This window comes from Methanosaeta sp. UBA458 (assembly GCF_002496085.1).
GTDB classification, from domain to species: Archaea; Halobacteriota; Methanosarcinia; order Methanotrichales; family Methanotrichaceae; genus Methanothrix; species Methanothrix soehngenii.
On the sequence record NZ_DAIK01000054.1, the window covers coordinates 1 to 9,946 of the forward strand.

A 9,946-nucleotide genomic window follows, 5' to 3' on the forward strand; every position below is an offset into this window, starting at 1 on the left:
TTCCAGCCTGTGTTTATGTGAAAGCCTGTTGTCCATGAGAAATGAATCCGAACGGTTGCTGTTTGGCGGCCGGACATAGGCAAAGCCGTCAATACGGCATTTTATGATCGTTTAGATCGATTAGATCATTTTTTAAAGCATAGCTAATCCAATCAAATCGATATCTGCGCTATGAAGAGCCCCTTGCTTCTCGTCAAGTCGTCAATAATATCTGAGCTGAAAAATGGTCCATGTTATGCAATAAAAATTATATATTACAAAATCACACGCTTGATTATATATAAATAGCTAGAACACTTGCGTACCCAAATTTAGATAAATACTTATACGAATAATGCAAGTATTAAATATGTCAATAAGTGAAGCGTCTGGGGACATTCCCAGAAGAAAGATTCCGAAATTCAGAGCAACAAAGGCACAGCTTAAAGATATGAAAACCGCAGCGGCTATTTTAAACATGCTCTCTGAAAAGCCGGAAGTCCTTAAGAAATTGGGTGATGAATACTTGGAAGCATCCAATGCACCGGAGGAAGAAAGGGATTTTGCAGAGTATGAGTTGAGACAAAATGTGCTTAGGACCTTGACTGAGAACATAAAGCAAATCCCAGAAGAAGAGCTCGAAAGGAATATCGACATCGTATTAGGCCCATGGTGGCCATGGTGGCCTAGATATAGAATGCCACCAATAATCAAGGATTACGGCTATTATTGGTCTGGGGAGGGTATTGAGTTTCAGCCGCGAGGATTGGAGATGAGAAGGCAACGAAGAAGATAATAAGCCGACGAAGAGGATGATCCAGATAAAAAGCTGATGAAGAGGACAGTCTAAATGCCGCAAGAGATCGAGTACGATCAACCCGCAGTCGCCACTTTTTCGCCTCTGAGGTCTAAGGATGCTGAAGATCCGTATAGAGATCTGATCAATAATATAGGTTCCATCTTAAGCGAAAGAAAGTTGATCAAAAGCGAGGTGGTATTGCCCAAAAAGGAGAAATTGGTGGTAAATTATCCGGACTACGCATTTGCTCATCCTATTCGCTTGCATCCCTCATGTTGGGTAGATGATGGAGATCATCTTGCAGGCGTACACCCTAAATCCAGTCTTCCCTTTTTTATTAACTCTTCTGGCTCAATCATTTGTCGCCTTTGCACAGGAAAAAATAGTATTAAAGAGATACAAAAAGAGCTCAAAGAAATCTGGTTTTCAGTTGCCGATGATGTATTATTAAGGGATGGACTATCCTTCCTGATGCTGCTGGAAGAGATGAATCTAATAGAATTTGTGGGGCGGAAAATTGAAGGTACTGCTCATTAATCCCCCTGGTTGGGTTGGAGATAGAATCCCGTTAGGTTACGATCTAGTGCCATCGGTGCCTTTGGGTTTGGGCTACCTTGCATCAACTATGGAATCTGAAGGCATAACTGCTAAGATCGTTGACATGGATTGGGGTGGTTTTTCCAAAGAGGAATTAGTCGATATGATATCGAAATTCGATCCTGATATCATAGGAATAACATCCTTCACCTCCAATTATGCAAATGCTGTGGACATTGCCAAAGCAGCAAAATCGCACAATCCTAATATCAAAATAGTATTCGGTGGCGTACATGCTACATTCATCCATCGAGATGTGTTGCACACGATTCCTGAAGTGGACATAGTTGTTCGATATGAAGGAGAGCGAGCGATATGCGAAATCTGTGATGCTCTGGATAGGGGAAGAAAGCTAGAAAATGTCAAAGGAATCAGCTTTCGCCATGATAATCGGGTATTTTCCACACCACTTAGGCATAGGATAGAGAATCTTGATAGCATACCATTCCCCGCTTTTCATCTATTGGAGCCCTCGATTGAGCATTACATAGGGGAGGGAAAAGAGAAGGGCTTTCCCATAATAACTACTCGAGGATGCCCCTTCAATTGCATATTTTGTTCCACAGCAGCACTTCACGGTCGCAAATACCGTACAAGAAGCGCAAATAATGTCTTAGATGAGATGGAATTTGTACAAGATAAATACAAAATAAATGTAATCAGCTTTGCAGATGATAATTTCACCATGAAACGAAATAGAGTTATCGAACTATGCAGAGGCATTAAAGAAAGACATCTCGATTTTGAATGGGGTTGCAGCGCCAGGGTGGACTTATTATCAAAGGATTTATTGGAGGTGATGAATTCCTCTGGCTGCAAAAATATATTTTTCGGTATAGAATCCGCATCTCAAAGGGTACTTGATACGGTTAAGAAGGGCTTTAGCATTGAGAAAGCAAAGGAGATGGTAAAGCTCACTGAGAAAATGGGAATAAAAACACATTGTTCATTTATCCTAGGCTTGCCGAACGAGACCGTGGAATCGATAGACGAGATGATCAGATTTGTTGAAGAGACTATGCCATCGGGAAGAGTGCTTCCTAACGTTTTGGAAATACTTCCCGGCACCGAGCTATGGGATAAAGAGAGCGAATATTTTGGAAATACGCCATCCATACCAGCTGCAGACATAATCAGAGTTCAATTGGAGCTTTTCTACAAATTCTTTGAGATAAGTTCAAAAGGGAGGGAATTGCTTACGATTGAGCCACCAGATATTGAGATCATTGGCGGATCGACTGCATTTGCGCAGACGCAAATGTAAATGGATATAATCCAATAATAGTTCTAATAATATTTTTATATAGTTAATGTGATAATTGCGGGCCGGCCCCGCAGGCTTGTTCAAGAGCAGAAGAGGCGCTGGCCATCTTCGAGCAGATCGAGAGCTCCTGCGCGGAGCGTGTGCGGAGGCAGCTGGCGGAATGGCCGGGATAAGGTGGCAAGGGCATGTCCAGGGACTATCCCGCTCTATAATTATGGCCCTAGATAGCAGAAACGTCGTTGAACATCAAGCATTCAGCCAATTTCGCATTTACATCTCGTTTGAGATCATCATCTGCTTTCCCGAGTATGCCCTCAATGAACATCTTCTCCAGGGTCGCTATCTTGTCGATTAGGAGCCAAGACTCCTCTTTCAATCCTGTTGCTTTGAAGGAGAGCGTGCCTTTGCGTATTAACAAATCCGATGGCAATGGAGGATCTGGACGTTGTGTAGTCATGGGGGCTATGGTCACATCCAAATGTCCTTCATGAAGGACTAAAGCAGGCCTCAGCTTTGTGGAACTGAGATCTGTAAAAGGAAAGTGAACTAAAACTATGCTTCCCTTAGGCATTCTGGGAACTTGCATGCTACCTGAATCTGACTTTAAGATCCTCTACGGTATAAATATCAGGCTCATTTTCGAGAAGCGAGGCTAAAGCCCTCTCGGATAGTCTCATAAGGCCTCTGGTAATTGCTCTGTCTTCGCCAAGCTCCGACAGATCGCAAGGAAGTTGCGAGGTCTCCCCTGAACTCTCACACATAGATACTACTTGTGGATTCTTGATATTTAAAACATGGGTGGAAAATAGCCTGCTATCGAGAGTTGAGCGAGTTCCTGGACCTGAGCCGGTCAGAGCTACCCAGATCATCCTACCTGAGCATCAAATCCAGAAAGGCTTATCATTTCAGCCCTCTCAACACACCATCAAGGATGTGATGCAGATGGATCCATTAACGCTGGCCGTCATAGCCGCCCCGTTTGTGGCCAAAGGGGCGGAAGCCTTCTCCAGCTCGGCAGGCGATAAGCTGGGCGCAAAGGTCGGGGAGCTATGTCAGGCGGTGATAGACAAGTTCAGGGGCGACTCCGATGCAGAGGAAACTCTGGCCCTCGCCCAGAAGAGGCCGGACTCCAAAGGGCAGCAGAGTGCGCTCGAAGAGATTCTGGCGGAGAAGCTAAAGGACGACCAGGATTTCGCAGCAAAGGTGCAGAGGCTGGTGGACGATCTGCAGAAAGGAGGCGGCGGCAGGACGGCCTTCGACCAGCGGGGCCAGACTGTGCACGGCTCGCAGACCAATATTGCGGGAAATGTCAACAGGCCTGTTCTCTCTGGAAACTTCAGCGGCCCGGTGAACACGGACAAATCCAAGTAAAAGCGAACCATGCCAGATAATAAATCCCGTTTCGACCAGCGTGGCCAGAAGGTGATCGGCCAGCAGATCAATGTGGCAGGGGACGCTACTCTCCCGCCTCCTCCTCTGGTCCTCGTCCCTCACCTGCCCGCTCCACCAAGGGACTTCACCGGCCGGGACGAGGAGCTAAAAGACCTTCTGGCAGACTTTGATCGGGGAGCCACCATCACCGGCCTGCGTGGCATGGGAGGCATCGGCAAGACGGCTCTAGCTTACGAATTAGCCGAGAAGCTTGCCAGGCGCTATCCTGACGGCCAGATCCTGGTCGAGCTGAGGGGCACGGGCCCGGAGCCCATGACCCCAGCCGAGGCCATGGCCAAGGTTGTGAGGATCTATTATCCGGAGGCTAAGCTGCCAGGGAGCGAGGCGGAGTTGGCCAGGATCTACCACTCTCTCCTTCACGACTTGCGTGTGTTGATGCTGTTGGACAATGCCTTTAACGACCGACAGGTGCGTCCTCTTTTGCCGCCAGCGGGCTGCGGAGTGATTGTAACCTCCCGCCGCAAGTTCACCCTCCCCGGTCTGGTGCCAATGGACCTGGATGTCCTGCCGGAGGATAAGGCGGTGGAGCTTCTGCTGAGATTATGGAATCCCGAGGCATCGCCATCCACAGAACAACTTAAAGACAAAGATCTGAGCAGAATTGCATGCCTCTGCGGCTACCTGCCTCTAGCGCTGAGGGCAGCGGGAAGCTTGCTGGCCAACAGCCCTGACCTGAGCCCGGCTCAGCTAGCCCGAGATCTGCGGGACGAGCGCACCCGGCTGAAGCGCATCGGCAAGGAGGGCGTGGACCTGGATGTTGAATCCAGCTTCGGCCTGAGCTACAGCCGTCTGACTGAAGAGACCGCCCGCGTTTTTCTCCTGCTCTCCGTCTTCCCTGCGGGCTTCGATGCCGCTGCAGAAGAGGTGGTCTGCCGGGACGAGGGTCACCGGCACCTGAGAGAGCTGATGCGCTGGAGCCTGGTTGAGTACCAATCACTGGGCGTAGAGTACGGGAGATATCACCTGCATGACATAGTGCGAATCTATGCCGCCTCCTGCTTGCAAGCCGGGGAGATGGGGGAGGCGGAAGAGCGCCATGCTGAACACTACTGGAGAGTACTCTCTGCTTCCAATGAGCAATACAAGCAGGGTGGGGAGAACCTCCTAGCAGGTCTGGCGCTTTTCGATCGGGAACGAGCCAACATCCTGGCAGGATGGAGCTGGGCGGAGAGGAACCTTAAGGATAGCCGTGCTGCCGACTCGCTCTGCAGCTCCTACCCAGGTGCAGGAGCATATGTGCTGAATCTGCGCCTGCATCCTCAGGAACAAATTCGTTGGCTGGAGACGGCCGCTGATGCGGCAAAACAAATGCAGGATCGAGGCGCTGAGGGCGCACACTTTGGTAACATAGGCTTGGCTTATGCCGACCGAGGCGAGACGGGAAAAGCCATCGTCTACTACCAGCAGGCCCTGACCATCACCAGGGAGATAGGGAACCGACAGGACGAAGGTGCTATACTAGGCAACCTGGGACGGGCCTACGCCAATCTAGGAGAGCCGCGTAAAGCTATCGAACATCACGATCAGGCACTGACCATATTTAAAGAGATAGGGGACCGGCGGGACGAAGGTACTACGTTGTGCAATATAGGCATTGCCTATGCCGCCTTGGGCAAAATCCACAATGCCATAGAGTACTTCGAGCAGGCTTTCGCCATTGCTAGGGAGATTGAGGAACGAAGGAATGAAGGAATATGCCTAGGCTGCCTGGGCCAAGCCAATATCAATCTAGGCGAGATCCGAAAAGCCATCGACCACTACCAACAGGCTCTTGCCATTGCCAGGGAGATCGGAGATCGACGGAGCGAAGGAAATTCATTGGGCAGCCTGGGCACAGCTTATAAAAATTTAGGGGAACCGCACAAAGCCATCGAGCACTACGATCAGGCTCGGACCATTTTTAGAGAGATCGGGGATTGGAGGGGCGAAGGAAACTCCATCTGGAACATGAGCTTGGTCCTGAATGGCCTAGGGAATCGAGCCGAGGCCGTGAAGCTAGCAGGAGAGGCGTTGGCCATCTACGAGCAGATCAAGAGCCCGATTGCGGAGCGTGTGCGGCTGCAACTCGCGGAGTGGCAGAGGTAGAAAAGTCTCGTAAAGAGCTCTTTCATGCAGGAGGAGCCATCCCTGAGACAGGGCAACCACTTTTTCATTTATTGCAGAAGCAAGCTACATACTGTTCGTTTGTGAATCCTGCCTTTTTATCAGCCTTTTAAGAAGGCCCAACTCCAAGATCTCTATCTCTATGAACAGGCATTGATAAATGGATGTCGCTTCCTTCTTTGATAAAGATATAGTGACTGCCTTCAATATGATTTATTGTCCAGCCTGCGATCGAATTATGCTATCTTAAGCCGCCTCGCTGCGTCCTTGAGCCGGGATTTCAGGCACCCAATTATTGCCTCGTTTATGTTTTCCAGAGCATCCTCAAGGCCCTCTCCTTCAGAAAGGCATCCTTTAAGGTCTGGACACTCGGCAACATATATGCCTTCATCGTCCTTCTCTATGATAATGTTGAATTCCATTGCATTGCTGATTCTTCAACTACTTCCCCAGTATCTCCTTATGCGCCTCCCTGAATCCGGGGTCCCTCATCTGGCATGAGCACTTCCCCTTGAACCAGGGGTAGCGGGTCATCTCTCTCCAGATCTCTTCCAGGCTTTTCTCTTTGATGTTTCCAAAGCCCAGAGGCATATAGGCGCAGGGCAGGGCCACTCCGTCTCCATCAACATGAATCCATCTTCTCCCGGCAAAGCAGCCGAACATCTCCGGGCTCAACAGATACGGCAGTGCGGAGACTCTGGGGCCCTCCATTCTGTTCTTCTCCTTGTGGAAGCTCTCCAGCCTGGCCACATCCCCAGATGTAAGCACCTCATCCTCATGGGTTGCCCAGCGGCCTACAGCCACAATCTCGTAGAGGGATAGCTCTTGCACCCCCAGCTCTGCAGCCAGACTGAATGCATCCTCCAGATAATCGATATTGTGGGGGGAGGTCACCATGAACAGGTCCACCAAAAGGCCCGCTTCCAGGGCATTGCGAACCCCGGATAAGGCGTCCTGAAAAGCACCTTTGCGCCCCCGGAAGCGGTCATGCTGCCCCTCGATGGGGCTGTCGATGCTAATCCGTACCGCATAGAGCCCCGCATCTTTCAATTGCTTCGCAAGCTCAGCTGTCAGGTGGTAGCCGCTGGTGAAGCTGGTGGCAATTGCCCGCTGGTCGACCGAAGAGACTAGGTCGGGCAGATCCTTGCGGAGCATGGGCTCTCCACCGTCGAAGGTCACCAGGTACGAGCCCATATCCAGGGCTTGGGAGATCGCCCCCTTGATCACGTTGCTTGAGAGTATCTCCCCCTGACGGGAGGGGGCGGAACAGTGCAGGCAATCGTTGGGGCAGGCCTTCACTACCGCAATGGAGAACTGATCGGGCACCGGACGGCGGATCATCGCCCCCACCTGAGCATTCAGCATGCGGTCGAAGGCAACGCTTGGGGCGGGAGGAATCCAGGTGGAAAAGATGAACCTGTCCGGGCCGGAGCTGATGGATTTCTCCGTGGCAAAGACCTTATTGATCTGGTCGATTATCGGTTTCGCCAGAAGGGCAGCCGGGCCGCGGGCAGAAAGACGGATTCCTTCCCCCGTTCCATCAGCCGAGGCCTCGATCTTCAGCAGAGGCTTTTTTGCGATCTGCATCTTTGCAGTCCCCGGCAGGTCATCTCATCCACTATCTCCCGGAGCTGGAGCTTTTTCTCTTCATCTCCATTCAGGGCCTGGAGGGCGCTTTTGGCCTGGTTGCAGTGATCATCGGTGACTTTTATGCACATCTGCACCACGTTGGCGGTATCAGATCCAATGTCCGAATCAGCATCAAAACCAGCATCAGAATCGGTATCATGAGAAGCTGAACGAGAGCTTCGGCTGGCATAGATCTTGGGAAGGGTGACCGAGGTCTTCTGGGAGGACTTCCCCTGATCTAGGCCCAGGAACTCCTCCAGGTCATCGAGGACCTGATAGCCCAGGCCCAGATGCAGCCCATAGCTCTCCAGCCTGGCCACATCCTCTTCCCCTGCCCCGCTGATCAGCCCACCGATCTTGGCCGAGGCGGAGAAGAGGGAGGCCGTTTTTCTGGTGATGCACTGATAGTAATCCTCAGGCGAGCCCGCGCAGGAGAGGTCCATCAGTTCCCCCTCGGACATGTCCATGCAGGCCCGGGAGAACGCCCTTATCACCGGCTGGCTGTATCCGGATATCAGGTCGATCGACCTGGAGATGAGCCAGTCGCCCGCCAGGAGCGAAGCCTCCGGACCAAAACGCTCCAGAGCACTGGGCGAGCCCCTTCTCTCTATGCCGTGATCTAAAATATCGTCATGCACCAGGGATGCGGCATGAACCAGCTCAATGGCCAGAGCAGCGCTTATGGACTGGGCAGGAGGGGTGCCGAGAGCCTCTGCAGAGAGAATAAGAATGAGCGGCCTGACCCTCTTTCCCGGCGCGGAAAGCACATAGCTCAGTATCTCCCCCAGAGGGGAATCGGGCAGGTCCCTCACCAGTGCGGCAAGCTCTTTATTGATGAGATGGTACTCATCCCGGGCGGAGAACATCGATCCAAGTAGTCTCGGCCAGGTTATTTAGCTTTTGCTGAGGAAGACATTGAGGCGATGGATCGAATATCAATAACTATTAATAGTAATCAATCACCTTGATATTTAAGAAAATTTTGGGAGGAGGAGTAGATGCACAAAAAAATGATATTGCTTTTGCTCATCACCTGTACTGCATTTGCAGCAAATTCAATGGCCCAAGAGCCAGCAGAACTCAATAAGAATATTCTGATGAAGGAAATTTCCGCTCCAGACTCTTTAGCTGCCTCAGCCACACCAGCCAAAGTCCCTTCAGCGATTGCAGTGGTTGATACTGCTCAAGCATCAGCAGTCGCTCCCCTTGCGGGAGCAGATCTCAGACCTGCATTATGGGTGGATTGTTATACTGGAGATTTTGAAGATGTCTTGGCGAGAAGAGGTTTCCTCTTTGTAAGGAATATATATGTTTATGTATATAATAGCGGAACTAGAGCAAGCAGTGCTGCAGTAGGGAAAATTGAATTCTTCGATGTATTGACAGATAGAAATGTAGTATCTGAGTTCAATGTGGATCCAACTGAATCCAAGAAATGGGGAAATATTCGTCCAAGAAATAGTGTAGCAGGACCTTTCATCATCAAGAAGGATACAGGAATTACTGCCAGCGTCACTTTCCGCCCCACCTCTACCAGCCCATCAAAGACCAGGACGATCATAGAAAAAGAATGCAGCATTCTTATTTGATCTTCCATTAAATATTCATTTTTTTTTAAAACATAAATCAAAGTAGTCTGTTAGACTCTATTTTTGCGCACCTTCCCGCAACCACCCGGAATCCCTCCCGATCCAGCCGCTTTATGGCCTCTGGGCTCTCTGTTCCCGGCTGCATCCAGAATACCCCAAAGCCCTTCTTCTTCGCCTCCTCGGCCAGTGCGGGGACGGCAGAGGGCCGACGGAAGACATCGACGATATCGATATCTTCCGGGACGTCCTGGATGGAGGCTAAGACCTTCTCGCCCAGGATGGTCTGGCCGGCGCAGTTGGGGTTCACCAGATAGAGCTTGAAGCCGTGCCTTTTCAGGACCTCGGATACGAAGTAGCTGGGCTTGTATGGGTCAGGAGAGATGCCGACTACACAGATGGTGCGGCAGCTGGTGAGGGCATCTTTCAGGTCTTTGTCATCTCTTAGTATGGCCATGAGATCTGATATGGCCGGGATAGGATAAATAGGGTTGCCACTATCTCTCTTGGCTCTTCGCTGTATCGAGTGGGTAGCGG

The 9,946-nt window shown here is 50.6% G+C and carries 12 protein-coding genes; 6 read left to right on the forward strand and 6 right to left on the reverse strand.

Features of this window, described 5'->3' with window-relative positions; all coding sequences use genetic code 11:
• The first annotated feature begins 349 nt into the window (after window positions 1-349).
• Genes BP822_RS03645 through BP822_RS03655 form a run of 3 tightly spaced genes read left to right on the forward strand, consistent with a single transcriptional unit; the run spans window position 350 to window position 2,639 of the window.
• Window positions 350-775 carry a hypothetical protein gene (locus tag BP822_RS03645; protein WP_013720195.1) on the forward strand — a complete coding sequence of 142 codons (426 nt, stop codon included), beginning with the start codon at window positions 350-352 and terminating at the stop codon, window positions 773-775.
• 54 nt (window positions 776-829) lie between these two features.
• Window positions 830-1,315 carry a PqqD family protein gene (locus BP822_RS03650; RefSeq protein WP_013720196.1) on the forward strand — a complete coding sequence of 162 codons (486 nt, stop codon included), beginning with the start codon at window positions 830-832 and terminating at the stop codon, window positions 1,313-1,315.
• Window positions 1,296-2,639: a B12-binding domain-containing radical SAM protein gene (locus BP822_RS03655; protein ID WP_052297575.1), complete on the forward strand. Its 1,344-nt coding sequence runs from the start codon at window positions 1,296-1,298 to the stop codon at window positions 2,637-2,639. Before BP822_RS03650 ends, BP822_RS03655 begins: the two co-directional genes overlap by 20 nt.
• Window positions 2,640-2,859: 220 nt before the next feature.
• Here the strand turns inward: BP822_RS03655 and BP822_RS03660 are convergent, their stop codons facing one another.
• The gene (locus tag BP822_RS03660; RefSeq protein WP_273278464.1) at window positions 2,860-3,225 is read right to left on the reverse strand and encodes a type II toxin-antitoxin system PemK/MazF family toxin; all 366 of its coding nucleotides are present in this window, start codon (window positions 3,223-3,225) and stop codon (window positions 2,860-2,862) included.
• Window positions 3,226-3,581: 356 nt separating this feature from the next.
• On the opposite strand from BP822_RS03660, the gene BP822_RS03665 reads away from it, so the two are divergent.
• Window positions 3,582-4,010: a hypothetical protein gene (locus tag BP822_RS03665; RefSeq protein WP_157863804.1), complete on the forward strand. Its 429-nt coding sequence runs from the start codon at window positions 3,582-3,584 to the stop codon at window positions 4,008-4,010.
• Between the two features lie 9 nt (window positions 4,011-4,019).
• The gene (locus BP822_RS03670; protein WP_013720200.1) at window positions 4,020-6,176 is read left to right on the forward strand and encodes a tetratricopeptide repeat protein; all 2,157 of its coding nucleotides are present in this window, start codon (window positions 4,020-4,022) and stop codon (window positions 6,174-6,176) included.
• Window positions 6,177-6,303: 127 nt separating this feature from the next.
• On the opposite strand, the gene BP822_RS03675 is transcribed toward BP822_RS03670, so the two are convergent.
• The 4 genes from BP822_RS03675 to BP822_RS03690 are packed head-to-tail and all read right to left on the reverse strand — an operon-like array spanning window position 6,304 to window position 8,689.
• Window positions 6,304-6,426: a type II toxin-antitoxin system HicA family toxin gene (locus tag BP822_RS03675; RefSeq protein ID WP_157863987.1), complete on the reverse strand. Its 123-nt coding sequence runs from the start codon at window positions 6,424-6,426 to the stop codon at window positions 6,304-6,306.
• Window positions 6,427-6,430: 4 nt separating this feature from the next.
• Entirely contained in the window at window positions 6,431-6,616 is a 186-nt protein-coding gene (locus tag BP822_RS03680) for a type II toxin-antitoxin system HicB family antitoxin (RefSeq protein WP_013720201.1), read from the reverse strand.
• 19 nt (window positions 6,617-6,635) lie between these two features.
• A complete protein-coding gene (locus tag BP822_RS03685; RefSeq protein WP_286877761.1) occupies window positions 6,636-7,781 on the reverse strand; it encodes a radical SAM/SPASM domain-containing protein in 1,146 nt (381 codons plus the stop codon).
• On the reverse strand, window positions 7,754-8,689 hold the full coding sequence (locus BP822_RS03690; RefSeq protein ID WP_013720203.1) for a polyprenyl synthetase family protein: 936 nt from the start codon (window positions 8,687-8,689) through the stop codon (window positions 7,754-7,756). The genes BP822_RS03685 and BP822_RS03690 overlap by 28 nt, the downstream gene beginning before the upstream one ends.
• Before the next feature lie 132 nt (window positions 8,690-8,821).
• On the opposite strand from BP822_RS03690, the gene BP822_RS03695 reads away from it, so the two are divergent.
• Window positions 8,822-9,412: a hypothetical protein gene (locus BP822_RS03695; RefSeq protein ID WP_273278466.1), complete on the forward strand. Its 591-nt coding sequence runs from the start codon at window positions 8,822-8,824 to the stop codon at window positions 9,410-9,412.
• Between the two features lie 37 nt (window positions 9,413-9,449).
• On the opposite strand, the gene BP822_RS03700 is transcribed toward BP822_RS03695, so the two are convergent.
• Entirely contained in the window at window positions 9,450-9,866 is a 417-nt protein-coding gene (locus BP822_RS03700; protein ID WP_013720205.1) for a CoA-binding protein, read from the reverse strand.
• Window positions 9,867-9,946: the final 80 nt, after the last annotated feature.

Bases quoted from the DNA above. Each gene is read 5' to 3' on its own strand.
- BP822_RS03645 (WP_013720195.1), top strand. From the start codon at position 350: ATGTCAATAAGTGAAGCGTCTGGGGACATTCCCAGAAGAAAGATTCCG.
- BP822_RS03650 (WP_013720196.1), top strand. From the start codon at position 830: ATGCCGCAAGAGATCGAGTACGATCAACCCGCAGTCGCCACTTTTTCG.
- BP822_RS03660 (WP_273278464.1), bottom strand. From the start codon at position 3,225: ATGCAAGTTCCCAGAATGCCTAAGGGAAGCATAGTTTTAGTTCACTTT.
- BP822_RS03665 (WP_157863804.1), top strand. From the start codon at position 3,582: ATGGATCCATTAACGCTGGCCGTCATAGCCGCCCCGTTTGTGGCCAAA.
- BP822_RS03670 (WP_013720200.1), top strand. From the start codon at position 4,020: ATGCCAGATAATAAATCCCGTTTCGACCAGCGTGGCCAGAAGGTGATC.
- BP822_RS03680 (WP_013720201.1), bottom strand. From the start codon at position 6,616: ATGGAATTCAACATTATCATAGAGAAGGACGATGAAGGCATATATGTT.
- BP822_RS03685 (WP_286877761.1), bottom strand. From the start codon at position 7,781: ATGCAGATCGCAAAAAAGCCTCTGCTGAAGATCGAGGCCTCGGCTGAT.
- BP822_RS03690 (WP_013720203.1), bottom strand. From the start codon at position 8,689: ATGTTCTCCGCCCGGGATGAGTACCATCTCATCAATAAAGAGCTTGCC.
- BP822_RS03695 (WP_273278466.1), top strand. From the start codon at position 8,822: ATGCACAAAAAAATGATATTGCTTTTGCTCATCACCTGTACTGCATTT.
- BP822_RS03700 (WP_013720205.1), bottom strand. From the start codon at position 9,866: ATGGCCATACTAAGAGATGACAAAGACCTGAAAGATGCCCTCACCAGC.